This window comes from Paenibacillus sp. 1011MAR3C5 (assembly GCF_003591485.1).
Taxonomy (GTDB): Bacteria; Bacillota; Bacilli; order Paenibacillales; family Paenibacillaceae; genus Pristimantibacillus.
Genome location: NZ_QZCF01000001.1, coordinates 1,002,028 through 1,028,117, shown reverse-complemented (window position 1 = coordinate 1,028,117; position 26,090 = coordinate 1,002,028). Strand labels below are relative to the sequence as shown.

Below are 26,090 nucleotides of genomic sequence, written 5' to 3'. Positions count from 1 at the left end.
TACTTAACGGTATCCCGTTACATCCGCCGGTTTTCCGGCGTCCTGCACTTCTGTAATGTAGCGCCAGGCATCGGGCTGCGAGCCGTCCAGGTCATGAATGCCGTAAATTTTGGCAAGCTCGCCGCTGGAAGTTGATCGTCCTCTCCAGCGAGACACATCCGGGTCGCCCGCTAATGCAGCGATGCCGCGGCCGATATATCGCGGCGTTTCCGAGATGGCGAAGTGCGGCTCCCGCTCAAGCGCATCCTGCCATTTGTCTTCGGTTACGCCAAAGACCTCAAGCATAATCTCGGAGCGGAGCCAGCCGGGTGTAACGGAGAGAGCGGTGCAGCCATGAGGCGTTAGCTCATGTGCCAGCGATTTGGCCATCCGCAGAATCGATGTCTTGGCCAGATCATAATAGAGGGACAGCCTGTAATTGGCATCGTTATAGGATTGAGTGCCATCCGTCACCTCAACGACCAGTCCGCCCGGATTGCGGATCAAGAGAGGCAGCGCATAACGGCTCGTAATAATATGGGTATCAATCGACAGCCGCAGCATGCGCATACCGCCTTCCAGCGAATGCTCCCAGACGGGAACATTCCATTCCACCATATATTCGCCGCCCCAGATATCATTGACCAAGATGTCCAGCCGTCCATGCTCGCTCTCGATCTGAGCGATTAATGCTTCTACCTGTAGCGGGTCAAGATGGTCGACCCGTACCGCGATGCCGGTGCCGCCAGCCTGTTCGACCAGTTCCGCCGTATCTTCAATCGTCTCAGGCCGATTGTATTCCGAGCGTTCCGCCCGTGTGGTTCGGCCCGTCACATAGACCGTTGCGCCAGCGGCGCCCAGTTCAATGGCGATGCCTCGGCCCGCGCCGCGTGTTCCTCCGGCTACGAGAGCTACTTTTCCGGATAAAGGTTTCATATTCTTCAGCTCCTTTCTTCGTATACTGCCTCATTATAAAGCCAGGAATACGACAGCTTATGTCATATATGCATAATTATTTTGCATAATCAGCGCTTATGGGGATACTTGCCAGGATGGTACAATGATGCAATCAAGCACGCAGTACCTAGGGCAAATAGGGAGGAGAAGGATCATGAGCGCGATTAAGCATATGGTTGTGTTTTCACTGCATTCGGGCAAGAACAATGAAGAGGCTGAGCTTTTTTTGCAAACTAGCAAGGATGAGCTGGCCGCAATACCCGGCGTAGAGCAATTTGAGGTTTTCCGCCAGGTAAGTCCGAAAGCTGATTTCGATTACGGCTTCTCTATGGTTTTTGAAGATGGACAAGCGTATGAACGTTATAATAACCATCCGGTACATGTTCAATATGTACAGGAGCGGTGGATGAAGCAGGTTAGCCGCTTCCAAGAGATCGACCTCATTCTTCACCAGAAATAACGAATTCAGCCCTTCACCTCGTATGGTGAAGGGCTGTTTTATTTCAAAGGCAGCACGCGCGCGGCATCCGTCATCCTTGGTGATGTTTGAACGGGGCTACTGGTTAGCTTGAGGCTGGCCGATGATTCGGATGATGACTTCCGGGATAATCAGCAGAAGCGCAATCGAGCCGTATATGCCAATGGTGTAGCTTTCCGGGTACAAGAACCCGAATCCTTGATGGAACAAAGCTGCGATTAGATGGATCAGCATGTTGGTGAAACAGAAGGCATAGCTGCGAATCATCCAGTTCCGGTGCTTGATCATTTGTTTCTTCTTGATTTGCACGAGCGCAGTAATCGTAATAATCGGCCATAGGATATTGAGCAGATTGAAGCCCATGCTGCTTATTTTCCCTCCCGTGGCGTAAGGAGCCATGTAACCGGAAGTAATCACAACGATCAGGACGGATACGATGTACAGGTAGCCGTTCATGCGGTGAAGCTTGCGGTAAAGCAGCAGAAAGCGCGCAGAAAAGTTGATAAGACCCGAAGCCATTGCGATACATGCAAAGGCGACATGAATGTACATCACGTTCAGCCAGACGGGAAGTTTCAGCTCGCGCTTAAGATCGGTTTTATAGCTGAGAAAGCTGCCCGCCTCAGGGTCGATCCAATAATTTTTGGCCAGCGCATAAAGGATAAATAGGATACTGACGGCAACTAACAAACCATATAGCGATATTCGTTTATTCATATTAAGAAATTCGCTCTCCTGTTAGTTTGGAAGCGGGCAGAATGCCAGCCTTGGCCACACCTGTCATCCGGTTGCCGACCGTTTCGACCTCGAACCTGAGATTTAAGCGCATAGGCTTCGTAATGCGAAGCGACCAAACCAGCTTATTCCCGTGCAGTACAGGGTCGATAAATTCCGCTGTCTCATTGTCTTGAATTGCCTTTCCCCGAATGAGGCCGTTGCTTGAGGTAATAAAAAGTTTAACTTGAAGCTTGCCTACCGGAGTGGCAATCGTCGTATCCCATTCTCCGTCGAAGGAAGAAGCTTGTGAGGGCACCTGATCCATCCCTTCTTTCTGTACCGATATATCAGACTCTTGAATGCTCGCGTTCTCTTTGCTTGGGGCTTGCTGGGCTGGCGACATTCCGGTATTCCTCCATGCCGTGCCCCGGCGTTCATATTCGAACAGCTGCTCAACCGCATGCGCGATACGCGGCCCAAGCTCCCGCTCCACCGTATATAGCGCAACATCGATTCCGGAGGTCACACCGCCGCCTGTAATCAGATTGCCGTCATCCACGACACGGGCCTGGACTGGAATAGCGCCTGTTGCTCCCAGCACCTCCATACCCAAATGATGGGTCACTGCCGGTCTGCCTTCCAGCAAGCCGCCCATCGCAAGAAGCAGCGAGCCGCCGCAAACGGTAACGACAATGGTGTCCAACTGCCGGAGCGCCTGCTCGACTTTACTTGTCAGATCTGTCTGCATAGCCCGATTCAAGATGGCTGGGATCGTATCGGGACCGTCTCCTTCTACTTGGCCTGAAGCGCCAGGAACTAGAATGATATCCGCTTGCTCCGGGTTCAGGACCCCGGTCGCTTCTATCCGAAGCCCATTGGTGCCGCTGGCTACAATTCTGGGTCCCTCGGCCGTAACCAGTTCTACGCGAATCGCGTCATCGGCATACATGGCAGCAGCGTGAAACACCTCATAAGGGGCCAGCGCATCCAGCAGGTCGAATCCATCGAATAAGAGAATTTGGACATTTTTCATGCATAATACCTCCTCTTGAACTTCACTTCCGTTGTTGCTGCTATTAACTTACCAAATGAGTCTCTCAATCCAAGCGGCAAAAAGGTCACGAAATGATAAACAAAGCATCACAATATGCTGTGAGTTGATTGCGCAGTTCGGAATGATGTTAAACTAGGTGTTGAAGGTGGGATATGGATGGCTGAGGCGCAGACGGTTCTCGTCGTAGACGATGACCGGAGTATCGTAGAATTGCTTAGAGATTTTTTGGAGCATGAACAATTTAACGTAATAACCGCTTGCGACGCCGATCATGCATGGGGCTTGTTCCAGCAGCATGAGGTTGATTGCATCGTTCTTGATATTATGATGCCGGGCGAAAACGGATTTGAGCTATGCCGCCGGCTGCGGAAGGACAGCGACGTTCCAGTCCTGTTCCTAAGTGCGCGCAGCGACGATGTGGACAAGATCCGGGGACTTACGCTGGGAGGAGACGATTATATCGTCAAGACCGCTTCACCCGGCGAGATCGTCGCCAGAGTCAAAGCGGTATTGCGCCGTACCTCAACCCGGAAATCTGCGGCAGAGAGCATTCTGGATTACGGTCGGCTCCGTATTCATTTGACGGCTAGAGAAGTGACCGTAAATGGCGAGATAGCAGTGCTTACCCCTAAGGAGTATGACCTGCTTCGGTTATTCGCCGAGCATCCCCGGCAAGTCTTTTCGTATGAGCAGCTGCTGGACAAGTTCTGGGACGGGGTAGGCGACAAGCATACGATTCGGGTGCATCTCAGCCGGCTGCGCGAGAAAATTGAGGTTGATCCGAATCAGCCGCAGCTGCTGGTCAACGTGTGGGGAGTCGGATACCGCTTTGAAGGAGGATAAGATGAGAACGCTTCGTATTCGCTCATTCCTGGTGCTGTGTTTTCTCCTCCTCCTCTTGTTGCCCTGGATCTTCTATGTAACAGCTTATTTCCTGGAGAACCAGACGCTTAGCTTCATGAATAGCCGTCAGCAGGATGAAGCGCTGCAAAGCCAACTAAACGAAGTGGTGGCCTTCATCGAAGCAGGCACAGCCAAGTGGACGGATGCCGACTGGCAAAGCCAGCTTCAAAAGCAGCTTAAGCCTACGAAGATAGATGTGTCCCTTCAGACTGAAACTGGCGCCGACATCTACCGGTCGAACCCGGATCGCCGAGGCTCGCGGGCTTCGACAGAACGGTATACGATTATGGAGAGCGGGCAGCTGCTTGGCAAGGCGATCCTTTATCTGCCAAGGTCCAATCAGACTCCGGTGATGTCGGCGCTTGCGGGTTTGCTGTTTGCTTTCATTATCATCGGGATGGAAATGCGAAGATTTCTCTTAAGGCCGCTAGAGAGGATGAGCGCTGCCGCCAGGCAAATTGCCGACGGGGATTGGGATGTTCAGCTGCCGCAGACGAGAATGACGGAAATCGCCGAGGTCCGCGACGGCTTTGACGTGATGGTGAAGGGCATGCAGACCGCCTACCGGAAACAAGCGGAGCTGGAGGAGGAAAGACGATTCGTTATTGCAGCAGTCGCCCATGACTTGCGCACGCCGCTGTTCGCCTTGCGGGGGTATCTCGACGGACTAGAGCAGGGAATTGCCAAATCTCCGGAGAAAGCGGCGCGTTACTTGGCGGTCTGCAAGGAGAAGTCGGCGCAGTTGGACCGATTGGTGGAAGATTTGTTTACCTTTACGAAAATGGAATATGCGGAGTCGTCATTGAAGCAGGAATCGGCTGATCTGGCTTCTGTCATTCGGAAGTCGCTAGATAGTGTTAGCCCGGCAGCTAGGCATAAGGATATTTCCTTCACCAGCGAATTGCCGGAAGGGTGTATCGTAAGCGGTGATGCGCACTTGCTGGAGCGTGCAATTAGCAATCTACTGGACAATGCCGTTAGACATACGCCTCCGGAAGGCGGCATTTTTGTTCATTGCGGCAAAGCGGAACGCCGAGTGACATTCGCCATTCATGATCCAGGCCCAGGCTTCGCGGAGGAGGAGCTGCAGCGTGCATTCGAGCCTCTCTACCGGGGAGAAACATCCAGAAACCGCTCGACGGGGGGCAGCGGTCTAGGACTTACGATCGCCCAGCGCATTGTCCGGCGACATGGCGGCGAGCTTGCGGTCAGCAATCACACAGATGGTGGAGCACAATTGACAGGATGGCTTCCCGCCTATGCTCCCGTTGAAAAGACGGCCCTCCATAATGAAAATAAGCTCTTAGGATGATTCATCCTGAGGGCTTTTTGCGGGATATGCGGCAGTAAGCGCGTGGATGAGATGAGAGCATGGAGAAGAGCCAATGGGAGGAGACGTTCATCTATCGAACGGATTGTATCTAGCTGTGGATGCAGAATAACCGGCAGCGGGCTCTTGGCAATATTCGTGATAGCGAGCGAGCCAGGCATGGAAAGGCTATTTGTATACAAGAAAACGCTGAATGCACTTGGGACATTCAGCGTTTTTTTAGTATTAGAACAAGCCACGGGTGCGTGCTGCCAAGACGGCTTGCGTGCGCGAGGACACCTCAAGTTTATGGTAGAGACGCGACAGATAGACACGCACCGTTCCTTCGGAGAGTGCGAGCTCCGAGGCAATCTGCTTGTTCGACGAACCCTCGCAAATCAGTCTTAGCAAGCCGAGCTCGCTCTCGGTCAATGGCTTCTGATCGGCCGATGCTTGCGGTGCTGATGATTCCGGCGATGGCCGATCGCTCCGAAACGCTTGCAGAAGGGAACGGGCATAGACTGCGGTCGAGTCCTCCGGATTCTGCTGATTATGACTAGGTCTGAACCGCACATAGTCGCTTAGAAGCTCGGCAGCCGGCTGTCCTTCATCCAGGAAGCTTCGAGCGTAATCCATTCCTTGAGCGATAGCGAGCGCTTCTCCCAGCCGGCTCATTGCGGCTTTGCGCTGACCGCGCTGGCGCTCGGCGATCGCTGCAAGCAAGGAGATCTCCACGATGCTTGCGACAATGCCCTCACGCTCCGCTTGCGGTTTAAGCCTTGCTAATAGCTGCAGCGCCTGTGACGATTTCTTCTGTCTGATGAGCAGCCGCGCCAGCGATAAATATTCGAATTCCCGGTTCAAAGTGGGATGCGCCTTTCCGGACAAGTGCAGCAGTTCGGCTGCCTGCTTGGCTGCTCCAACAGCATGAACGTACAGATGCAAGCGGATGAGGAAGGCGCGCAGCGCTCTGAACCAGCGCATATCTGAATAATAAATCGCCACTTCCATGCCCTCGGCAATCCAGTCATAAGCAAGCTGCTCATGTCCCTCAGCCAAGTACAATCGTGCCTGAAGAATCCGATAAGGAATAAACAGGCCGGGCGTATCTTCGATGTCTTTGTATGCGCCAATCTGATGGAGAAGCTCCTGGCACTCCTGAAGCCGATTCCATTCATAGTAGCCTTCGCATATCGAGAGCTTTACGTACAAATTAAACAAGGAGTTCTTCCAGCCCATCGACTCGAGCGCTTGACTGAATCGGAGACCAATGGTCTCCACTTCCTTGGAGAGAATGCCTTTGAGTCCAATAATCGTCCGGTTCAGCTGCGGTTCCGTCACGTTGAAGTTATAGCCGTAGAAGACGACATTATCGCGTGTCAACCCCTCCTTTAAACGTGTTGTAAATGAAAGCCATTCCTCGTAATCGCCGCCAAAAAAGAGGATGTTGGACCGGACGAAGAATATGCCGCTATGAATAGACTTCAAGCGCTGCCTGTCTTCAATGGCAGCTGCCTGTGCTTCCAAGGAAAGCAAGAGCTGGCCGGCCCGCTCAATATGGCCGGTCACCGTGAGAATGAAGATGTACAGGATGGACCATTCAGGCGAAGACACCGCTTCGGCCGGCTTGCTTTCGAACCACCGGAGTACTTTCCGAAACTCCCCTTGCCTTAAAATATCCCCGACATGCGTCTCCAGGAGCTGTTCCATCAGCCCGTATTCCCCGGCGGCAATCGCATGGTCGATGGCGTCGTCGATCATGCCGCGCTCAGAATGGCTGATGCTGGCTCGTCTATGAGACTCCAGCCAGCTATCTTTTTCGTTACGCTCAAGCATTTTGCTAAGAAACTCCGCGAACAAAGGATGATACCGGTACCAGACCCCGTGGAGGTCAATTGGCAGAACAAATAGATGATTGGCTTCCAGCCAAGACAACACAGCTGCGCTATTGGGATTCATCGTTACTGTGCCAGCCAGCTCTGCGTCCATCCGCTTCAGGATGGAGGAGCGCAGCAGGAACTTCTGAATGTCTTCCGGCAGCGAGCTGAATACTTCTGCGAACAGATAATCGGATACGCTGCGTTCGCTTCCCTGGAATTGTTCAATATAGCGGTCTCGTTCCGCTGTCTGGGCAAGCGATACGGCTGCAAGCTGCATGCCGGTTACCCAGCCTTCTGTCCGTTGATGAAGGCTTTGGATATGCGCCTTAGACAGAGAGAGGTTATGCGTTTTGCTATAAAACGCCTCTGCTTCTCCTTCATCGAATTGCATCGTATGGATAGACAGAACAGTCAGCTCACCCAGGGCCAGCCACCTGCTTGTAGAGAAAGGCAGCTCGGTTCGGCTCGCTACCACTAGATGAACATGAGCAGGCAAATACGCAATGGCGTAGGACAGGCTGTCGTGAATATGCTGATCGGTAATGACATGATAGTCATCCAGAATAAGCGCAAGGGTATGATCCAGCTCGTGAAGCTCGTTCATTAAGGCATCGATAAAGGTATACAGGGAGGCATGCGGCAGCGTATGAGCAAGCGACTCGATTCGAACGGCCGTTGCTTCCGGCAGCGAGCCGGATAGAGCCGCAGCCGCATATCTCCAGAAGCGGACAGCGTCATTATCGAGCATATCAAGAGAGAGCCACGCCGTGCGGGAATCCAAGCTGCGGGCCCATTGCCCGAGCAAGGTGGATTTGCCGAAGCCTGCAGGGGCGCATATGACCGTAAGCTTGCCCTCCAAGCTTCGGTTCAGCTGTTGCAGCAAACGGCTGCGTTCAATCAGACCCTCCCTGAGACGTGGAGCGGTTATTTTTGTTTTCAGCAGGTTGATATGGCTGGCGTTATTCTTCAGCTTCATAGTTCCTCCATATGCAGACAAGCTTTCTTGCTTTCAGTATAGCGGAACCCCTGTCATAAAAATAGGCGGAATTAACATTTGCAAATTGTTTCGGAAACGAATTTCCATACAATGAATAGAATTGTGTCACTTCATGTCGGGATATGGAGGACTTAGATTAAGGGAGGTAGCAGGAGAAGATGAACGCGGGATACATAAGGAAGAGAGGACATACCGGGAGGCGCTTGGCGCTGAACTGGCTCTTGATCGCGGTGCTGGCAATAGGAGCTTGGGCTGCTCCCGGTGCTGCCAATGCAGCGGGAGATGAACCTTATACATTGAAGGTAACATCAATATCTGCAGGCGACTCACATGTCTTGGCTCTGCTGAGCGATGGAACGGTCAGGGCTTGGGGCCGCAATAATATCGGGCAATTTGGCAACGGCTCTATAGAGTCTTTGAATGTAGCCATGCCTGTCTACGAGATGTACAACGGGCAGCATCGGACTTTGACCAAAATCGTGGCGGTCTCTGCGGGGCCGCAATACTCATTGGCTTTGGATGAGAACGGAGTCGTCTATTCCTGGGGGTTTAATGCCAGCAATGAGCTTGGGCGTGATCCGGAGTTTATGGTGAGCTATGCGGCGGAGCCAATCGCGGGCCTTCCTAAGATTGTGAAAATATCGGCAGGTTCAACACATGCCTCGGCTTTGGCGGAGGATGGCACGGTATGGGCTTGGGGAGACAATCAGATGGGGCAGGCTGGAATCGGCACTTCGCGTAATTATGTCCAGTTCCCTGTCCAAGTGCTTGCCTCAGCCGGCGTTCCTTTGACGGATATACGGGATATTAAGTCCAAAGGCAGCCAGACGTACGCCATTCAGGGCGATGAGGGAAAGCTGCTAGCTTGGGGGTATAACGGCAGAGGACAGTTGGGCGACGGTACTTACACCCATCGGTCATATCCTATTCGGGTAACAAAGGCGGATGGTACGCCGCTTGAGCAAATCCGGGCAATTGGCAGCGGCGACGCTTACGGGCTTGCCATAGCGAATGACGGGGCGTTATGGGTGTGGGGAAGCAACGAAGCAGCGCAGCTTGGTCTGAATCATACCTCAATCAGAACCCGTGCCGAGAAGCTGATTCTTCCGTCAGGCGATCCATTTGACGATGTGAAGATGGTGGACGGAGGCTTCAATCATACGCTTGCCATTAAGCAGGACGGGAGTGTGTGGGCATGGGGAAGCAGCATGAATTATGATGGAAATGCGGTTACCGGGCAATTAGGCCTTGGGGATAATGCCTCCTTCGTTCAGTCGCCGGAGATAGTTGGGCTGGCGGAGAATGGAGCGGCTATTTCCGATATTCAGCAGGTGGCAACAGCTGCGTTTTATAGTGTCGTGCTGCGAGAGGACGGTACAGTATGGAGCGCAGGCAGCAACAACTATGGTCAACTGGGCGGCAACCGTTCGGAGACGCATCTTGCACGCTTTGCTCAAATGACAATGACAGATCCCCGTCAAGCTTATTGGGCGATTGGTAAAACGGAAGTTCTTTTGAATGAAGAGGTTGCGGTGAGCCTGCAGCTGGCGGATTATTGGAGGCGAAATTCCAAATTCGGCACTGATAAAATCGAAATTCAGTCCAGCATCGGAACGGTTGATCAGCTTATATACGAAGGGGATGGGAAGTTTTCTGCCAAAGTAGCAAGCACATCCGAAGGCCGGGCTGTAATAACAGCCAGCATCAATGGCGTCGTCATTCCGGCTAAGCAAAACGTAAGATTCTTATCAGCGGAGACGCAATACAAGGAGGCGTTGGACTTTGTTATTGCGGATGCGGAGGCGGAGCTGGCAGCGACGGAAGAAGGCATTGATCCTGGACAATATCCGGCAAGCGCGAGATTGGCGTTTGCCCAGGCGATAACAGAGGCGAAAGCTGTCTCTGCCGAAACTGGGGTTCCTTATACCATCTATGATACGGCACGAAAAAATCTATTGAATGCGCTTATGGACTATTGGGATTCGGAAATTATTGAAGTCGATAAGACGGCTCTGAATGCGGTGATTAGCGAAGCTCAAAGCGAACTGTCCACAACGGTAGGGGGCAATGATCCCGGCCAGTATCCAGCGAGTGCTAGAACAGCGTTAGATCAAGCGATCACAGCTGCGAATACAGTGGCGTTGAATGTAATAGCTACGACGGCGCAAGTTGAGCAAGCACGCATTGATCTAAGCGCTGCACTCACGACGTATCGTGGGTCGAAGGTGCCGGAGGCGGATAAGACGGCACTGAACGCAGTCATTGCGGAAGCCGAGACGGAACTGGCTTCGACAGAGGAAGGAACGAATCCGGGTCAGTATCCGGCGAGTGCTAGAACGGTGTTAGGTCAAGCGATCACAGCTGCGAAGGTAGTGGCGTTGAATGTAATAGCTACGGCGGCGCAAGTTGAGCAAGCACGCATTGATCTAAGCGCTGCACTCACGACGTATCGTGGGGCGAAGGTGCAGGAGGCGGATAAGACGGCACTGAACGCAGTCATTGCGGAAGCCGAGACGGAACTGGCTTCGACAGAGGAAGGAACGAATCCGGGCCAGTATCCGGCGATTGCTAGAACGGCATTGAGCCAAGCGATCACCACCGCTAAGATAGTAGCGTCGAACGCGAAAGCGACAGCGGCGCAAGTGGAAAAAGCGCGTACCGACTTAAACGCTGCGCTCGCAACATATCGCGCAGCCAAAGTCCCGGAAGCGGGTAAAGACGCGCTGAACGCAGTCATCGTAGAAGCGGAGACAGAGCTGTCCTCCACAGTGGAAGGAACCAACCCTGGACAATATCCGGCAAGCGCCAGAACGGCGTTGAGTCAAGCAATTACTGCTGCTAAGACAGTAGCGTCGAATGAGCAAGCGACAGCGGCGCAAGTGGAAAAAGCGCGTACCGACTTAAACGCTGCGCTCACAACATATCGCGCAGCCAAAGTCCCGGAAGCGGGTAAAGGCGCGCTGAACGCAGTCATCGTAGAAGCGGAAGCAGAACTGGACTCGACTACAGAAGGCACAAATCCAGGCCAGTATCCAGCTAACGCCAGAACGGCGTTGAGTCAAGCGATTACTGCTGCTAAGACAGTAGCGTCGAACGCGAAAGCGACAGCGGCGCAAGTGGAAAAAGCGCGTACCGACTTAAACGCTGCGCTCACAACATATCGCGCAGCCAAAGTCCCGGAAGCGGGTAAAGACGCGCTGAACGCAGTCATCGTAGAAGCGGAAGCAGAACTGGACTCGACTACAGAAGGCACAAATCCAGGCCAGTATCCAGCTAACGCCAGAACGGCGTTGAGTCAAGCAATTACTGCTGCTAAGATAGTAGCGTCGAACGCGCAAGCGACAGTTGCGCAAGTAGAGCAAGCACGCATCGACTTGAACGCTGCACTTGCTGCTTACCGAGCTTCAGAAGTGGTTCAGCCGGACGCGCCCATCTGGACGAGCGGCGAGGCCAAGGTATCGGAAGTGACAGGTACAGCCCTGAAGCTTACTTGGCCGGAAGCAAAGGCTGACTCCGGTGTAACGGGTTATCGCATTTATATGAACAACGATCTGAAACCGCTGGTTCAAATCGATGCCGGGCAAGATAACAGCTATCTAGTCGATAGTCTCGATACTGGCGTTCGCTATTCGTTTACCGTAAGAGCATTTAATGACGCGGGTGAAAGCGTAGGCTTATCCGTTGAAGTCGTCACATTGGCGGATAAAACAGTTCTTCTCGAGCAAATTCAGACAGCGAAGAAGCGTTTAGCGGATACCAGCGAGAGTACGCGTCCCGGAACATATCCAGCAAGCGCTCGAACCGTGCTGACAACGGCGATTGTTACGGCCGAAGCGGAAGTAGATAAGGCCGACTCCTTGCAGGTGACGATAGACACTGCTGCAACTGTCTTGCAACAGGCCATTGCTGCCTATGACGACTCTGTCATCAAGCCTGGACCAACCAGCCCAGGCGGCCCGTCTACTGAGCCGGAGCGGTCCAGCAATAACGAACTTAAGCAATTAACTATTATGGCCGGCGACAGCCGCATCGAGCTTGTTCCTGCTTTCTCGGCGTCCATATCCGATTACACCATCGAAACAGAAGCGGAGGAACTGGAGATCACCTTCGAGTTCGCGCATCATGGAGCAGAGGCAACGGTGTTCCAGGATGGCAAAAAAATTAGCGGAAGGCTATGGAAGCTGCTTGCAGGTGAAAACAAATTTATCATTACCATCGTTGCGGAAGATGGAACAGAGCGCGTATATAGACTGAACATTCAGCGTAAAGCACCCGAGCCAAAACCGCCGTTAAAGGAACTGATTGATATCGCAGGTCATTGGGCTGAGAATCAGATTAAGCAAGCAGTGGCCTTGGAACTGGTGGATGGTTATCCGGATCAGACCTTCCGTCCGAATCAATCCGTTACCCGTGCAGAGTTTGTCGTCATGCTGGTGAAGCTGCTGCAACCTAAGTGGACCGGCACAACTCATGAATTCACGGATCAAGCATCGATAGGCACATGGGCGGAACGAGCTACCGCTCAAGCGCTGGAGCTAGGATGGGTGCAAGGGTATGATGACGGTACCTTCCGTCCGAACCAATCGATCACTCGAGCTGAAGCTGCTGTCATTCTTGCCAGAGCGCTTGGCATTGGCAAAGACAGCGCGGAAATCACCGGTTTTTCGGACGATAGCAGCATTCCGTCATGGGCTAAGGCAGCGGTCGAGGCACTCCGTCTTGAAGGTAAGATCGGCGGTCGAGGCGCGAATCTGTATATGCCGCAAGCCAACATCACGCGCTCGGAATCCATTGCGCTGTTGATGAGGCTGTACACAGACAACGAAATCGAGTAAGTCATTTGGCAATATGAAAATTGGCAAGAAGCAGGTACGGAGGCCTACGGTTTCTCCTCATGCCTGCTTCTTTTTATTTGCGCTCTTCTATTTCATTTTGATGAACAGAAGGAATTATAATAAAGAGCTAAATCCATAAAAGCCCTAATACGGTATCTCTGATGGATCAAGTCGACGTGACCAATGGAGCGCATATTCTCTATTATTATACGAATCATGATGCTTATATTAAAAACGCCACATCGTTTCTCATCAACGGACTTATTCAAGATGAACATGTCGTATTCATCGATAGCGAGCCGAATTACATGGAAGTGATCCATTCACTTACCGGCCGCGTAGGTAGGGATGTCTTGGAACGGATTCATTATGTCAATCATGTCGACTTTTATTATGAGCACGGCATGATGCTTGTATCCGAAGTGATGAACAATTTCGCAAAACTGTTCGCCCCTTTGCAGCAAGACTTGAGAGCAATCCGGTCTTGGGGCCAAGTGCCATGGGATGAGAACGGAAACAATGCGGAGCAGCTTCTGATTTATGAGCACCGCTGCGATTCTTCCATACTGAACGCCCAGATGTTGGGGGTATGTGCTTATGACGCCAAGCGAATTCCAGCTTATGTCCAAAACGAGATGATGCGCTCGCATGAATATTTTATGACGGATGATTCTCTTGCGCCCTCCATGTTTTACCGGGACACCAGTCGCTCGGTTATTATTCCGTCTCCGGCAGTCCATATGGAGATGCAATCGGAGATGGACCTTTATAAGCAAAAGCTTGATTTTGCCCATGCCGTATCCCATGAGGTTCGCAATCCGCTTACCGTGATCCGGGCATATGCGATGCTCATGCTTAACCCGCGTGCAGAGATGGGCGAAGATCACATACGCAAGCTGCAAGCAATCGTCGACTATGTGGACGTAATTGATCATGAAATTGCCCATATTATTAATACGGAGCAGCTTCTCTCGACAGATACGCTGTGGCAGAAGGAAGCGGTTAGCGTGAAGCCGCTTCTGGATGAGGTGCTGCACATGATGACGACAAAGGCGCGTACGCAAGGTGTGGAATGCCACTCATTGATGAATGTGCAGGAGGCACAAATTTATGGGAGCAGCATCGGCTTCAAGCTTATTGTGTCCAATCTCATTAGCAATGCAATCAAATACAGCCACGAAGGTTCATCTATATCGGTGCATGCCAATGTCCGTGACGGAAAGCTCCAACTTGAAGTCAGAGATAAAGGAGTCGGCATGTCGAAAGAGCAGCTGGAGAAGCTGTTCCGCAAGTATGAGAAGATGAATACGGACAAAAGCGGGCAAGGAATCGGTTTGTTTATGGTAAAGAAGCTGACAGATCATTTTGAGGGCAGTATCGATGTGAAAAGCGAGCTTTGCGCTGGGACAGAGGTACAAGTAGAGTTACCGCTTTTAACGGAGAGCAGTATTTTCGTGAACGGGAAAATGGATGGTTGAATCAATCAGGAAATGGCGGGTGTATGAAAGGCGAGGTCTCATTATAATGGCTGTATCATCATTCAGTGGGCAGGTGATAGTTATGGAATGGCCTTCATGCCCATTGAGCGAAGCTCGGAGCAGGCTAGAATGACGACGCTCCGGTTCACCTCCAGCTGCTCGGCTAATTTGCGCTCGGAAGGCAGCAGGCTGCCGGGAGGAAACTCGCCGTAGGATATGCGCTGCTCCAGATGATCCGCTATTTGAATGAATCATAAATTTTGTAAAACTTTTCATTTTGTTAGGCGTCTATTTGTCTATAAGCGCAAATAGCGGTGGGAGATGAGCTTTTTTTATGAACATTTTAAGGTCAGTTGGTTATGCGGCCTGTTTGACAGGTCTGCTGCTTGCCGTTATTTCGTGTTCCCGTCCTGAAGTGGCTGTTCCAACTTTGACCGAACCTTCGCTTTCGCCAATTTCAACAGCTGCTTCAATTCAATACCCGGTATCTTCCCAAACGCCTGCATCAGCAGCGGTTGCCGGCTTGTCCTTGCCGCTAAAGCTTGAATTGCAACGCAAGGATACGGAGGATGGCTTCAGCTTGGAATATGAAAGCTCTGATATTGCTCGCATCCATGTGTCACAGACATGGATCTCGCCTGAAGTTGAGGAAATGTCATATGGCGTACATGTTGTGACCACTTACAGAAGCGGCGATGCCAACCAATCTGCTGTTCAACAAGATGCTGTTGTGGTCAATCCCAGGACAGGGCAATATATTACTTATCCGCTTTATTATTTTACATACCGGGATGAACCCGATTACTCCCTTGCTGAGGGCTACGGATTCACAGATGACCGCTATTTTGTTTATATTGCCATGTGGAATCATTCCGAGATTGAAATGGGATACCGATATGAAGTGGTCAAGATGGATATTCTAACAGGTGAAAAGATCGTTATATCCAATCAGCCTGATCACCTCGAGAGGATAGACATGTATGCTCACTGCTGGATGAACGAAGCGGGGGACGGCTTGTTTCTAAACAGCTTTGGAGGTACGCTGCTGCGTATCGATCTGGATACGGGAGAATCCGTCGTGAATTCCGAAGAGATCAAACATTCATGGCCGTTCTTTTTGACTTCAATCGCGCCGGATGGAGAGCGCTTCTGGCATACTAGCCTTGAAGACCAAGCGTTCAGATTGTATCAAGCGGATGGAGAACCGCTTCGTGACATCCCCTTCGGAGACAACTACATGTTTGACCATATATTGTGGAGTGTAAAAGGTCAATACGCTTATCAGGATTATACGTCCCAGAATAGCGACATCGTGGAGCGGAGAAATAATTCCGAGTTCAAAGAAATTGCGGCGGAGAGCATCATGATCTATGATCAGGATGGCAAAGAAGTGGAAGTCATATCTGCCCGCACGAAAGACCGGTATGTGGAGCTGGCAGGATGGGTAAGCGATGATGCCGGATTGGAATATGCCCTCATTCATACGTATAGCTGGAAGCCCAATGAAGAGGGTGAAGATCTGTACGGTGTATTAGGAAACCAGACGAACTCTGCATTCAGTTTGTATGATCCACGCCGTGATGCTTACCAATCATTAAAAGTTACGAAGGACAAGACGCTTCTGAAGCATCCCCATGCGGCCATGCACGATTACGGACCAATCTATGCGGTGGATATAAAGGATGGCTATATAATAGAAGTAACATCCGAAGGGTATTGGGTCGATAGCGGCAACACTGACGAATTGGTTTGGGTTGCGGCTGACGTGGAGAATGGCAGGTCATATTCCGTGCAGGTGTGGAACAAGCAGCCGGAGGACGGCAGTTCAGCTTATGAGGCGCTTGATCTTAGAGCCTACAAAGCAACAGAAGGCAAGCTGCTGTCGAGAGACGATATACGATATGTCACCATTCAATAAAGAATGCCGAAGGAGCGTGTGTAGCAGGCCCCTTCGGCATTTTTTGAAATGAACTTCGTTATCTTCCATATTGCTGTATCATCCAACCACTACAGCGCGCTGCCGCCGAAGATCATGCGGTGTTCCCACTGAGTGCCCTTGATGGAGTCAACGCGTACGCCGCCGCTTTTCTTGGAATACGTGTGCAGCACTTTACCGTTGCCCAGGTACAAAGCGACATGTGTTACCTTTTGCTTCGACTTGTTGATCCTGGAGTAGCTGGATGCTTTGGAGCCTTTGTAAGACATGAAGAATACCAGATCGCCGCGCTTCAGGCTGGACCAGCTTTTCTTCACTGTGGAATGCTTCTTCACGTAGCTTGCTTGAGTAGCGGAAGATCCGGGCAGTGTTTTTCCTGCCGCTTGTTTAAAGATATGCTTGACGAAATCGGAGCAATCAAAGGTTCTTGTATTGCTGCGGCTCGATCCGAATTCGTAAGGCGTACCCATATACTTGCCGCCGAGCTTAATGGCTGCTTCAATCTTGGCAGATTTGCTTGACGCTGTTGCGGCGTATGCCGTATCCGCGCCATGTTGAAGCGGTGTAATTCCTGTTACAAGCAATGCGGTTGTAACGGCTCCTGCAATAAGTGTTTTTGCGAATATGTTTTGTTTCATTGTTTGCACCTCCTGGTTGGTACAACTACCGTAACATAGGGTTTGGAACCGTTTTAACCCCACAAAATATGGTCCGTTGCCCAATTCCGCCTCTTAAGGCGGGGAAGCGACTCGACTTAAGTCTAGTTCAAAAACCGCCGAAAGTCCGTTTTATAAAGGGTTTGAACGATCTATACTAAGTACATAAGCAAGAGCTGCTGAACAAGGTTGAATCATCAAAAATGAAAGAATTCTAATAGAAGAAAGGAGAGAGATTTGGACATGAATGGAAAAAGCGCACTTGGTGTCTTGCTAATTGTCATTGGCGGCCTGGCCGTTTTGAACGTATTCAATATTAATCTGGGTTGGATATTTGGACTTCTGCTTCCGTTCATCCTGATCGGCTTCGGCGTAGTAGGGTGGATGAACAATAAGAAAATAATCGGCGGCGTACTGATCGCGATTGGTGGCGTGATGCTGCTGGGCAAGCTCGGCGGAATCTTCATGCTCTTGCTGGCCATCGGGCTTATCGCAGTCGGCGTATCGCTGTTCAGAAACAAGAGATCCTATTAATATAAGAAGTATAGATAACTGGGTTAGGAGGATATATAGATGAGCATTGCACGTCGTATCCGGGACATTACAGTCGCAACGTTGAACGAGAGATTGGAGAAAGCGGAGGATCCGGTGCGGATGATTGATCAGTTCCTCTGGTCGACGAGGGAGGATATCATCCAGGCTGAGAAGCTCCATCAGCAATATGCGAATCACAGCAACCATCTCCGGTCGCAGTGGCTGCAGGCTGAAGCACAGAAGGAACGCCGCGAGCAGCAAGCGATGACAGCGCTCAAGGCTGGAGAAGAGAACATGGCGAGGATTGCTCTTCATGAGAAGGCAAGCTGCGAGGAACGTTCCGCACAGTACAGAGAGCTCTATGAGCAAAGCCGGCAAAATACGCAGGATCTGGAAGAGCAATTGCGGGAGATGCGCAGCGAATACCAGACGGTATACGATAAGCGCGAATATTATGCAGCACGTATGGAATCCGTCAGATTGCAGCAGCGCCTGAACAGCAGAGTACAGGGAGGCGTATCCGACGGAGCTCACCCAGGCACGATGTTCCGCCAAATGGAAGACCGTATCAGCGATCTGGAGCAGGAAGCCAGAAGCTTGCGGGATGTGCGAAGAATGGGTAGAGAGTTTGATCAAGGCGGTACTGGCAACACGGTCAAGTCCGTGATCGAACGCGAGCTTGCCGAGTTGAAACGCAAGCTTGAGAAGGAGGGATGGTCGTCTTGAAAAAGCTATATCGCTCCAGACGGGATAAGAAATTGCTCGGCCTGTGCGGCGGGCTAAGTGAAATGTTGAATGTGGATGCCACACTTATTCGAATACTGCTCATCGTCATCACTGTCCTATCGAGCGGTATGGCCATCTTCATCTACATTATCGCTGGCATGGTTGTACCGAAAGAGCCGCCCATCTACGGCGGGTTCGGCCCCAATGGCTACGGCAATGGGCATAACAATGGCTACGGCGGCGGTTTTGGTGGCGGCTACGGCCCTCAAAACGGTCCGCAACACGGTCCTCACACGGGTTACAACGGCGGTTTCAACCAATATCAGAACAATACGCCTCCGAACAATTGGGGTACTTCATACGGTAAGGAAGAGCCTGCTGCAGGCTCGCAATTTGATAGCATGATGGACGATCTGGAGAAAAAGGCATTGCGCCGCGAAATCGAAGAACTGAAAGAAAAATTAGCGAAACAGGAGAAGGGAGAATAATACAATGGGAATCTTTAAAAGAATGAAGGATATGACAAAAGCGTCTATGAACGAGGTACTGGACAAGCTGGAAGATCCGGTAGTAATGCTTAATCAATACCTGAGAGATATGGAATCCGAGATTCATCAAGCAGAAGTAACAGTAGCCAAGCAAATGGCGAATGAGCGCCGCATGAAGCAGCGCCTGGACGACTCTGTACGCAATGCGGCAGAGCGCGAGTCCAAAGCGGAAGCAGCACTTCGGGCAGGCCAAGAGGAATTGACTCGCAAGCTGTTGGAGGAAAAATTGTACTTCGATCAGAAGGTTGTGGAATACACAGATCTTCATGCTCAAGCAAAAGGGCAGGCAGAAGAGCTGCTTGGGCAGCTGCACTCCATGAAAGAAGAGTTCTACCAGCTTCGCAACAAGCGCAATGAGCTGGCGTCCCGCGCTCAAGTGGCGAAGGCTCAGAAGCAAATGGCTCAGCTGAGCTCGAACCATACGATCGACAGCGGCACAGCATCGCGCGGCTTCTACCGGATGGAAGAGAAGATCATGCAGTTGGAAGCGGAAGCGGATGTGCTTCGTACACCTTACTCTTCCTACAGTGGCGGCAGTACATCCGCCCCGGTAAATGCAGTTGACCTTGAGAAGCGTATGAAAGTGGATGAGCAACTGGAGGCTCTTAAGAGCAAGATGAACGGATCGGCTCCTAGCAAGGCGGAAACGGAATAAAGACCCTATAAAGGATGGAAGCAGCGGACCGGCTACCGGTCTGCTCTTTCATGCTTTCATTAGCGGATTCGCGAGCATAGCCGAGCATTGCATCATGCATAATGCCCGGTTACATAAGGAGCTGTAGGCATGCAGGATCAGGAAAAAAACACCGGAGAACAAGGTAAGGCCGCAAGACGACGCAACGTAGTGGAGACGCTGCTTTGGCTGCTCATTATAGCGTCATTGGTCGTCATATTGCTGCAGGGGCTTGATATCGTCGAGCCGTTCATCTTGCAGGGCAGGTGGGCAATTACAGGTCTCGGCCTGGTCGGTGCGGGACTTGCGGTGGCGGCGCTTAACGGCTATCTGCAAAACTCCAAGCTGAAAGCCAGGCTCAAGCGTCTTACCGAGCAGCAGCGCAAGCGACGTTATTCCGTAACCCTGAACGATCATCCGTCGGACGCAGGGGATGACGATCACGAGCGGGAGAGCGATCCGCAGTGGACCGAAAAGGTGAGATTCACGGCGGTGCTAGAGGAACGCCAGCGTCTTGCGCGCGAGCTGCATGATGCGGTCAGCCAGCAGTTATTCGCGATCTCCATGACGGCGACTGCGGTCAGCCGTACGATTGAGCGGGACTGGGAGCGGGCGAAGCGACAAGTGCAGCTGATCGAGGAGATGGCCGCGGTCGCGCAGTCCGAGATGAGAGCGCTTCTGCTTCATCTTCGTCCGGTTCATCTGGACGGCAAAAATCTGGGACAGGCTTTAACGACGCTGATTGACGAATTAAAGCAGAAAGTGCCGATGGAAATTATTTTGGAGGTCGATGAATCGATTGTCCTGCTGCCGCAGACGGAGGATCATCTGTTCCGTATTGCTCAAGAGGCGCTCTCCAATACACTTCGTCACTCCAAGGCGGGCAGCATGCGCATCCGGTTGCTTCGATTGGACAATAAGGTGCATTTGACCTTGCAGGATAATGGAGTCGGCTTCGATCTGGAAGCGAAGAAGCAGACGTCTTACGGCTTGTTGACGATGGAAGAGCGGGTAAGCGAGCTTGGGGGTTCCCTTCAGGTGATCTCGCAGCCGGGAGAAGGCACAACGATTCATCTGTGGGTGCCGATGGACGGACTTAAGGCAGGGAGTTAAGATAGAAGCATAGCGAAAGGAGCGGGACATATGGAGGAACCGATTAAGGTACTGCTGGTTGACGATCACGAGATGGTTCGGATCGGACTTGCGGCCGTGCTTGATACTGAAGATGGAATTGAAGTTGTAGGGGAAGCCAGCAATGGCGTGGACGGCATCCGATTGGCACAGTCCTACAGGCCGGATGTCGTCCTGATGGATCTGGTTATGGAGGGGATGGACGGCGTGGAGACGACAGCCAAGCTGCTGGAGACCCATCCGGATTGCAAAGTCATTGTACTTACGAGCTTTATCGATGACAGCAAAATATATCCGGTTATCGAAGCCGGAGCGTTCAGCTATTTGCTGAAGACTTCCCGTGCAAGTGAGATTGCGGAAGCGATCCGCGCTGCTGCTAGGGGACAATCCGTGCTGGAGTCGCAGGTAGCGGCCAAGATGATGAACCGGTTCCGCGCGCCGAAGCAGCAGGAGCAGCCGCGCTTGCATGATGATCTGACCGAGCGGGAGATGGATGTGCTGAAGCGGGTTGCGCAGGGCAAGTCCAATCAGGAGATAGCGGACGAGCTCTTTATCGGTGTGAAGACCGTTAAATTCCATGTGACGAATATCTTCAACAAGCTGAATGTGGAGGACCGCACGCAAGCTGCGATCTACGCCCATAAGCAAGGGATTGCAGACTAGGGCGTTATGCTGTGCCTGCGATTTTCAAGCAGGGTGAACAGAGCGTCAACGTCATCAATCGGGATGACGGGCAGAAGAGGCTCCGAGCTAAGGCCCCATTCGGCATCGGGCCTCCCTTCGGCTGCGGTTGCCAAGGCCTCTGGCCAGCATACCAGCGCTATGGGCTGGCTGATTGCTTGCAGCAAGGCAAGCTGGGAAGCTTCGCGGGCAAAGACGATCTTGGGATAAGGCGCTGACTTGAAGCCTTCGATCAGAATAATGTCAACGTCTTGCGCCATTGCAGCGATTAACGAGTCCAGCTCGGTGCCTGACGACTTCAGAATAGCAGTACGGCTGGCAGAGGTGATGGCGGTGACGTCGGCTCCCGCAGCCTGGTGCTGCCAGGTGTCGGTGCCCGGCGTATCGATCTGGAAGTCATGCGCGTCATGCTTGATCGTGCCGACGCGTTGCCCTTTTCTCTTATATTTCTCCGTTAACCGGCAGACCGAGGTGGTCTTGCCGGTGTTTTTGTATCCAACGAATTGAATAATAAAGGCTGTATGATGACTCAAGGGAAGGGCCTCCTTGTAGTTAGATATGTATTCGTATATCGGTAATATCTCGCATTACGATCAAGTGTATCATATACGTGGTTAGAGCCGCTTAATGCTGTTTTGGCTAAGAACGCCATATCCAACCTGTACACTCGCTATGTTACAATAAGAGCAATTATTTAGGGAATTACGGAAAATGATACATTACAGGGTTGGGGGAATCCGGGTGGCAGAGGATATAAGCTTGGACAGCATGAGGAGCGGGGGGAGCGACGGGCGGTTCAACCGGCGCGCGATCAGGGTGGATGAGGCGCAGGGGCGCGTGCTTGCCGCTGCGGCGCGGGCCGCAATCGAGCAGGTGCCGCTTGCGGAAGCCGGCGGCCGTCGGCTCGCGCAGCAGCTGCTCGCGACAAGCGACTGGCCGCCCTTCGCGCGCGCCGGGCTCGACGGCTATGCCGTGCGCGCGGCAGATACGGCGCAGGCGTCGCCGGAGTCCCCGGCGGCGCTGCGCGTCATAGACACGGTCGCGGCGGGCGAGCCCGCCCTGGCGGCCGTACAGCCGGGCACTGCTGCGCGCATCATGACCGGCGCGCCTGTGCCCCAGGGGGCCGACGCGGTCGTCATGCTGGAGCAGACCGCGGAGGGCATGGCCGGGGACGAACGGACGGCGCTGGTGAAGGCCGCCGCCCGCCCCGGGCAGAACGTGGCTCCCCAGGGCGAGGAATTCCGCCTGGGGAGCCCTATCGCTGAGCCCGGCGAGCTGCTGCGGCCGGGCCATATTGCGCTGCTGGGCACGTTCGGCTATGCCGACGTGCCTGTATACAAGCGCCCCCGCGTCGCGGTATTCGCCACGGGGAGCGAGCTGCTCCCCGTGGCCGCTCCGCTCGCGCCGGGCCTCATCCGCGACAGCAACAGCCCGATGGTCGCGGCCATGATCCGCCAGCATGGGGGCGAGCCGCTGCTGTGCGGCGCGCTCCCCGATGAGCCGGAGGCAGTGCGCGAGGCGCTTCTCGGCATTGGGGCGGAAGCGGATATGATCGTGACGACAGGCGGCGTGTCGGTCGGCGATTATGATGCGATGGCTATGCTGCTACGGGGGCTGAGCCCCTGCGAGCCGGCCCAGCAATTGTCCGGGGTTTCCCAGGAGCGGCTCTTGTTCAACCGCGTATCGATGAGGCCGGGAAGCCCGACATCGGCAGCGTGGATGGGAGGAAAGCTTGTCCTGGCGCTATCCGGCAATCCCGGAGCCTGCTTCGTCGGCTTCGAGCTATTCGCCGCTCCTGCTCTGCGTGCTATGCAGGGCGACCCTTCACCGCAGCATCGCAAATGGAAGGCAGTATTGGCTCGTGAGATCGGGAAGGGCAGTCCGCATGACCGCTATATTCGTGTCTCGCTGCAGTACGGTGAAGACGGCAGAATATATGCCGATCCGCTTGCCTTCGGCAAGTCGAGCATGACGGCTTCTATTGCCGATGCGGAAGCGATTGCTGTTATTCCGTCAGGACGGAACGGTGCCGCAGCAGGAAGTATCGTCGAAGCATGGCTTCTGCCTCAATAATATTTGTTCAAGACGACCCCTCGCATGGGAAGCGGCCAATAGGATTGCATTGCGCCGTAATACATGGCATAGGGATAGGCGGTTGTAAAGGGCAGGCGAAGCAGGTCGATGGATTGGCGCTGCTCCGCGAAGGTCAGGGCATGCTTCAAACCTTGAATGAAGCCGTCTGCGCCGAGCAGCAGCCTGCGCAGCTTGCTGCTGTCTCCCAGAATGTCCGGCAGCTCTTGGCGGTCCGCTCCGGCTTCAGCCTTTGAGGCATGGTTTCTTGTCGCTTCACGCTCAGCCGAAGCAACCATCGAACCCTCCCAGCGAAGCTGGCCATCCGAACCTCTACGAATGCCAAGCTGCTCCTGGGCGGGGTGGCGCAGCGCCAGCTCGACCGCTTCCCATACTTCCGGCTGCAACCGGTCTTCATGCGAGCGGAAGCTGCTCCCCAGTTCATTGATCATACCCACCAGCTCATCGATCCGCGAATGGACGAATGAGGCGTTTCGTATGCCGCTGTCGCGGCCAAGCTCTTGCAGCATGCGGTCGAGCCGCTTCTGCGCCTCTTGCGCTTGTCGCAGCCATACGGCTGCGCTGTCCGCCGCATCGCTATATATCCGGTTCCAATCCTCTCTTTGCACGACGGAAACCTGCTCAAAGCTGGTCAGGCGATACGCCGCGTAGCGGTTCACCGGCTGCAGCTTAGTATAATGCATCGTTCTCTCAATGCCTCGTATAGCCCGAGTGTAGTGGGTCATTTTCGGTCCTCCCCCCAAAATATTTTTAAGCTCATCATAGCTTAAGCAGGACGAGAAGGCTGGCGAATGGCGGAGGCGAAGCTTGGCGATTGCAAGCGAAAACGGAGGGAAATGCTTCTTCGGTGCGCGGCTTCTGTCGATTACACGATCAGGAACACAAAAGCAATGTCGTCCAGGTCAAGCTTAAGCGTGTCGTCGGGGCTTTCTTCGTGCGCGGACAAGGAAGGATTATGGCCCTTGGAAGCGTATTTAGTAGGGGAATGGTTCAGTCCCGCGGCCTTTGCCCTTTTCTTTTTCCCGTTCTTTTTGCCTGCTGCTGACACCGGCAGCTCCATCTCGGTCTTGCGTGGAGATTGATCCGCTTCTGTCGCAGTAGAGTCGCGGTTTACTCTTGCGTAATAAGCGGCACCGCAGCTGCTATATGGATTGCCGAGAACCAGCTTGCCGCTTTGGCAAGAACGAATGATTCCAAGCTGTCTGTAGCCTGACTTGGAGAACACCACCACCGGCATCCCGCCATAAGTCGATAATACTTCTTCTCTCAGTGGATAAATCTGCTCCATTCCATCTGTCACCTCGCCAGTATTGTTGCAACCAGTGTATTCACCAGCAGGGCGAACGTGTATAAGTCGTGTTCAAAGTCCGGTTTTCAGCACATGAGCTTATGCTTCCGATGATGCGTTTTTTCAAAACGCTGCAGAAGATGGGATGAAGCTAGGAAATGAGGAGCGGAGCGTAGTGGAAGCTTTTGTGAGCACCGGAAGTTCCGGCTGAATGTCATATCGATGTCGAGTAGACTTCCTAATCTGCTTCGTGATCAAAGGCGGACTTGTTGAACAACCTCTATAAGCCAATTGCATGGGAGGCAATGGTATGTATATTCCGGAAAAATCGGCGCTTCATCTTGGCACGGCTTCCTCGGCGCAAGCTGCCAAGCGAAAGCCGGCTCGTAAAAATCGTTTTTTTGGCATGGCGGGCGCATTCGTCCTGTTGACGATTCTTATTCTCCTTGCACTCCTTCTCTCCAAGTCCGATACCCAAAACCAGCCTGCTATAAACCAGCTTTCGCATGATTTGTCCAAGCTATGGGGGTGGGCAGACGAAACGATGCAGGGCGGCGCTTCTACCGCGGACTGGCATTTGCGCTGGCAGGTAGATGTAGCGGTACCCGGTGATTATGAACGTTTGGCGGAACTGCTGTTTGTCGATCCAGATGGAAAACCGACCGAGAGAAAGGTGTTGAATGAAGGAAAGACGATGCAAGGACGTTGGTTGGGACAAGGGGGCGTGCTCTCGCTGCATATGGTGGAAGAGACGGAATCCGGGGCGCGGCTGATGGTCATGCTGGATCGTGATGCGGACAGCGATGCGCGGTTGAATGAGCTTGTTGCCGATGTGAAGGGGATTGCGGGAAGAATCGGGCAAATATCGCAGCATGTGACCGGGAGTGTAAAGTCGCATGGATTTGTATCAAGTCCCGAGATGGCTTCGCGTCTTGAGCGGCTGTCGCAGGGCAAAGCACTGGAGGAATACCAGGATCGCGGAACGCGAAGCACCACATACAGCTCGGCGCTCTTGCAGACGTCCCAGCCGATCGGAAGAGGGAGAACGGCGAATCTTCAGATTGCCGTTCACGAGCATACGGAGATGCAGTCTACGGAGCTGACGATTGGCGTACCGCTCATTACGGGAGAATTCGGTGCTGTCGAAGCAGCTGAAGAACCGGCTGATGAGCTGTTGGCGGCCCATTAAAACGAATATCTCTCCGGGCATTCCTCAGACATCCAAGAATGAGGCAATCC

At 52.9% G+C, this 26,090-nt stretch carries 22 protein-coding genes and 1 pseudogene; 14 read left to right on the top strand and 9 right to left on the bottom strand.

The window, feature by feature from the left end:
* Positions 1-3: 3 nt before the first annotated feature.
* Positions 4-915: an SDR family oxidoreductase gene (locus D3P07_RS04645; RefSeq protein WP_119798882.1), complete on the bottom strand. Its 912-nt coding sequence runs from the start codon at positions 913-915 to the stop codon at positions 4-6.
* Positions 916-1,090: 175 nt separating this feature from the next.
* On the opposite strand from D3P07_RS04645, the gene D3P07_RS04640 reads away from it, so the two are divergent.
* The gene (locus tag D3P07_RS04640; RefSeq protein WP_119798881.1) at positions 1,091-1,396 is read left to right on the top strand and encodes a Dabb family protein; all 306 of its coding nucleotides are present in this window, start codon (positions 1,091-1,093) and stop codon (positions 1,394-1,396) included.
* 96 nt (positions 1,397-1,492) lie between these two features.
* On the opposite strand, the gene D3P07_RS04635 is transcribed toward D3P07_RS04640, so the two are convergent.
* Both D3P07_RS04635 and D3P07_RS04630 read right to left on the bottom strand, forming a co-directional pair.
* Positions 1,493-2,131: a DUF2306 domain-containing protein gene (locus D3P07_RS04635; protein WP_119798880.1), complete on the bottom strand. Its 639-nt coding sequence runs from the start codon at positions 2,129-2,131 to the stop codon at positions 1,493-1,495.
* Position 2,132: 1 nt separating this feature from the next.
* Entirely contained in the window at positions 2,133-3,164 is a 1,032-nt protein-coding gene (locus D3P07_RS04630; protein WP_119798879.1) for a DJ-1/PfpI family protein, read from the bottom strand.
* 177 nt (positions 3,165-3,341) lie between these two features.
* Here D3P07_RS04630 and D3P07_RS04625 point away from each other — a divergent pair, with 177 nt between their 5' ends.
* Complete coding sequence (locus D3P07_RS04625) at positions 3,342-4,028, top strand: response regulator transcription factor (RefSeq protein WP_119798878.1); 687 nt, start codon at positions 3,342-3,344, stop codon at positions 4,026-4,028.
* A gap of 1 nt (position 4,029) precedes the next feature.
* Positions 4,030-5,400 (top strand): sensor histidine kinase, encoded by a 1,371-nt coding sequence (locus tag D3P07_RS04620; RefSeq protein ID WP_119798877.1) that lies wholly within the window; start codon positions 4,030-4,032, stop codon positions 5,398-5,400.
* A gap of 243 nt (positions 5,401-5,643) precedes the next feature.
* Here the strand turns inward: D3P07_RS04620 and D3P07_RS04615 are convergent, their stop codons facing one another.
* Positions 5,644-8,253 carry a winged helix-turn-helix domain-containing protein gene (locus D3P07_RS04615; protein WP_119798876.1) on the bottom strand — a complete coding sequence of 870 codons (2,610 nt, stop codon included), beginning with the start codon at positions 8,251-8,253 and terminating at the stop codon, positions 5,644-5,646.
* Positions 8,254-8,432: 179 nt separating this feature from the next.
* Between D3P07_RS04615 and D3P07_RS04610 the strand changes: the two genes are divergently transcribed.
* Positions 8,433-13,109 carry an S-layer homology domain-containing protein gene (locus D3P07_RS04610; RefSeq protein ID WP_119798875.1) on the top strand — a complete coding sequence of 1,559 codons (4,677 nt, stop codon included), beginning with the start codon at positions 8,433-8,435 and terminating at the stop codon, positions 13,107-13,109.
* 161 nt (positions 13,110-13,270) lie between these two features.
* Positions 13,271-14,587 carry an ATP-binding protein gene (locus D3P07_RS04605; protein ID WP_119798874.1) on the top strand — a complete coding sequence of 439 codons (1,317 nt, stop codon included), beginning with the start codon at positions 13,271-13,273 and terminating at the stop codon, positions 14,585-14,587.
* 95 nt (positions 14,588-14,682) lie between these two features.
* Here D3P07_RS04605 and D3P07_RS04600 read toward each other — a convergent pair.
* Positions 14,683-14,835 (bottom strand): annotated as a pseudogene (locus D3P07_RS04600) (winged helix-turn-helix domain-containing protein); the annotation flags it as partial.
* An 86-nt stretch (positions 14,836-14,921) separates the two neighbouring features.
* On the opposite strand from D3P07_RS04600, the gene D3P07_RS04595 reads away from it, so the two are divergent.
* Positions 14,922-16,505 (top strand): hypothetical protein, encoded by a 1,584-nt coding sequence (locus D3P07_RS04595; RefSeq protein ID WP_119798873.1) that lies wholly within the window; start codon positions 14,922-14,924, stop codon positions 16,503-16,505.
* Positions 16,506-16,594: 89 nt separating this feature from the next.
* On the opposite strand, the gene D3P07_RS04590 is transcribed toward D3P07_RS04595, so the two are convergent.
* On the bottom strand, positions 16,595-17,161 hold the full coding sequence (locus tag D3P07_RS04590) for a C40 family peptidase (protein ID WP_119798872.1): 567 nt from the start codon (positions 17,159-17,161) through the stop codon (positions 16,595-16,597).
* Between the two features lie 261 nt (positions 17,162-17,422).
* Here D3P07_RS04590 and D3P07_RS04585 point away from each other — a divergent pair, with 261 nt between their 5' ends.
* The 6 genes from D3P07_RS04585 to D3P07_RS04560 all read left to right on the top strand — a co-directional run bounded on the left by D3P07_RS04585 (position 17,423) and on the right by D3P07_RS04560 (position 21,454).
* Positions 17,423-17,713 (top strand): LiaF transmembrane domain-containing protein, encoded by a 291-nt coding sequence (locus tag D3P07_RS04585; protein ID WP_119798871.1) that lies wholly within the window; start codon positions 17,423-17,425, stop codon positions 17,711-17,713.
* A gap of 39 nt (positions 17,714-17,752) precedes the next feature.
* On the top strand, positions 17,753-18,439 hold the full coding sequence (locus D3P07_RS04580; protein ID WP_119798870.1) for a PspA/IM30 family protein: 687 nt from the start codon (positions 17,753-17,755) through the stop codon (positions 18,437-18,439).
* The gene (locus D3P07_RS04575) at positions 18,427-18,927 is read left to right on the top strand and encodes a PspC domain-containing protein (protein ID WP_182914178.1); all 501 of its coding nucleotides are present in this window, start codon (positions 18,427-18,429) and stop codon (positions 18,925-18,927) included. The genes D3P07_RS04580 and D3P07_RS04575 overlap by 13 nt, the downstream gene beginning before the upstream one ends.
* Positions 18,928-18,931: 4 nt before the next feature.
* On the top strand, positions 18,932-19,642 hold the full coding sequence (locus tag D3P07_RS04570) for a PspA/IM30 family protein (RefSeq protein ID WP_119798868.1): 711 nt from the start codon (positions 18,932-18,934) through the stop codon (positions 19,640-19,642).
* A 129-nt stretch (positions 19,643-19,771) separates the two neighbouring features.
* Complete coding sequence (locus D3P07_RS04565) at positions 19,772-20,773, top strand: sensor histidine kinase (RefSeq protein WP_119798867.1); 1,002 nt, start codon at positions 19,772-19,774, stop codon at positions 20,771-20,773.
* Between the two features lie 30 nt (positions 20,774-20,803).
* Complete coding sequence (locus D3P07_RS04560; RefSeq protein ID WP_119798866.1) at positions 20,804-21,454, top strand: response regulator; 651 nt, start codon at positions 20,804-20,806, stop codon at positions 21,452-21,454.
* On the opposite strand, the gene mobB is transcribed toward D3P07_RS04560, so the two are convergent.
* Entirely contained in the window at positions 21,451-22,005 is a 555-nt protein-coding gene (gene mobB, locus D3P07_RS04555; protein ID WP_182914177.1) for a molybdopterin-guanine dinucleotide biosynthesis protein B, read from the bottom strand. The genes D3P07_RS04560 and mobB overlap by 4 nt on opposite strands.
* A gap of 178 nt (positions 22,006-22,183) precedes the next feature.
* Here mobB and D3P07_RS04550 point away from each other — a divergent pair, with 178 nt between their 5' ends.
* On the top strand, positions 22,184-23,545 hold the full coding sequence (locus tag D3P07_RS04550) for a molybdopterin molybdotransferase MoeA (protein WP_310732522.1): 1,362 nt from the start codon (positions 22,184-22,186) through the stop codon (positions 23,543-23,545).
* Here the strand turns inward: D3P07_RS04550 and D3P07_RS04545 are convergent.
* Both D3P07_RS04545 and D3P07_RS04540 read right to left on the bottom strand, forming a co-directional pair.
* Entirely contained in the window at positions 23,539-24,288 is a 750-nt protein-coding gene (locus tag D3P07_RS04545) for a hypothetical protein (RefSeq protein ID WP_119798864.1), read from the bottom strand. The genes D3P07_RS04550 and D3P07_RS04545 overlap by 7 nt on opposite strands.
* A 140-nt stretch (positions 24,289-24,428) precedes the next feature.
* Positions 24,429-24,851, bottom strand: coding sequence for a hypothetical protein (locus D3P07_RS04540; protein WP_119798863.1), 423 nt, complete (start codon positions 24,849-24,851; stop codon positions 24,429-24,431).
* 310 nt (positions 24,852-25,161) lie between these two features.
* Here D3P07_RS04540 and D3P07_RS04535 point away from each other — a divergent pair, with 310 nt between their 5' ends.
* Complete coding sequence (locus tag D3P07_RS04535) at positions 25,162-26,040, top strand: YwmB family TATA-box binding protein (RefSeq protein ID WP_182914176.1); 879 nt, start codon at positions 25,162-25,164, stop codon at positions 26,038-26,040.
* Positions 26,041-26,090: the final 50 nt, after the last annotated feature.

Coding starts and splice junctions, on each gene's coding strand:
- D3P07_RS04585 (WP_119798871.1), top strand. CDS start 17,423: ATGAATGGAAAAAGCGCACTTGGTGTCTTGCTAATTGTCATTGGCGGC.
- D3P07_RS04615 (WP_119798876.1), bottom strand. CDS start 8,253: ATGAAGCTGAAGAATAACGCCAGCCATATCAACCTGCTGAAAACAAAA.
- D3P07_RS04580 (WP_119798870.1), top strand. CDS start 17,753: ATGAGCATTGCACGTCGTATCCGGGACATTACAGTCGCAACGTTGAAC.
- D3P07_RS04535 (WP_182914176.1), top strand. CDS start 25,162: ATGTATATTCCGGAAAAATCGGCGCTTCATCTTGGCACGGCTTCCTCG.
- D3P07_RS04560 (WP_119798866.1), top strand. CDS start 20,804: ATGGAGGAACCGATTAAGGTACTGCTGGTTGACGATCACGAGATGGTT.
- D3P07_RS04635 (WP_119798880.1), bottom strand. CDS start 2,131: ATGAATAAACGAATATCGCTATATGGTTTGTTAGTTGCCGTCAGTATC.
- D3P07_RS04595 (WP_119798873.1), top strand. CDS start 14,922: ATGAACATTTTAAGGTCAGTTGGTTATGCGGCCTGTTTGACAGGTCTG.
- D3P07_RS04645 (WP_119798882.1), bottom strand. CDS start 915: ATGAAACCTTTATCCGGAAAAGTAGCTCTCGTAGCCGGAGGAACACGC.
- D3P07_RS04540 (WP_119798863.1), bottom strand. CDS start 24,851: ATGGAGCAGATTTATCCACTGAGAGAAGAAGTATTATCGACTTATGGC.
- D3P07_RS04630 (WP_119798879.1), bottom strand. CDS start 3,164: ATGAAAAATGTCCAAATTCTCTTATTCGATGGATTCGACCTGCTGGAT.
- D3P07_RS04625 (WP_119798878.1), top strand. CDS start 3,342: ATGGCTGAGGCGCAGACGGTTCTCGTCGTAGACGATGACCGGAGTATC.
- D3P07_RS04605 (WP_119798874.1), top strand. CDS start 13,271: ATGGATCAAGTCGACGTGACCAATGGAGCGCATATTCTCTATTATTAT.
- D3P07_RS04610 (WP_119798875.1), top strand. CDS start 8,433: ATGAACGCGGGATACATAAGGAAGAGAGGACATACCGGGAGGCGCTTG.
- D3P07_RS04575 (WP_182914178.1), top strand. CDS start 18,427: ATGGTCGTCTTGAAAAAGCTATATCGCTCCAGACGGGATAAGAAATTG.
- D3P07_RS04570 (WP_119798868.1), top strand. CDS start 18,932: ATGGGAATCTTTAAAAGAATGAAGGATATGACAAAAGCGTCTATGAAC.
- D3P07_RS04545 (WP_119798864.1), bottom strand. CDS start 24,288: ATGACCCACTACACTCGGGCTATACGAGGCATTGAGAGAACGATGCAT.
- D3P07_RS04550 (WP_310732522.1), top strand. CDS start 22,184: ATGATACATTACAGGGTTGGGGGAATCCGGGTGGCAGAGGATATAAGC.
- D3P07_RS04640 (WP_119798881.1), top strand. CDS start 1,091: ATGAGCGCGATTAAGCATATGGTTGTGTTTTCACTGCATTCGGGCAAG.
- D3P07_RS04620 (WP_119798877.1), top strand. CDS start 4,030: ATGAGAACGCTTCGTATTCGCTCATTCCTGGTGCTGTGTTTTCTCCTC.
- D3P07_RS04590 (WP_119798872.1), bottom strand. CDS start 17,161: ATGAAACAAAACATATTCGCAAAAACACTTATTGCAGGAGCCGTTACA.
- D3P07_RS04565 (WP_119798867.1), top strand. CDS start 19,772: ATGCAGGATCAGGAAAAAAACACCGGAGAACAAGGTAAGGCCGCAAGA.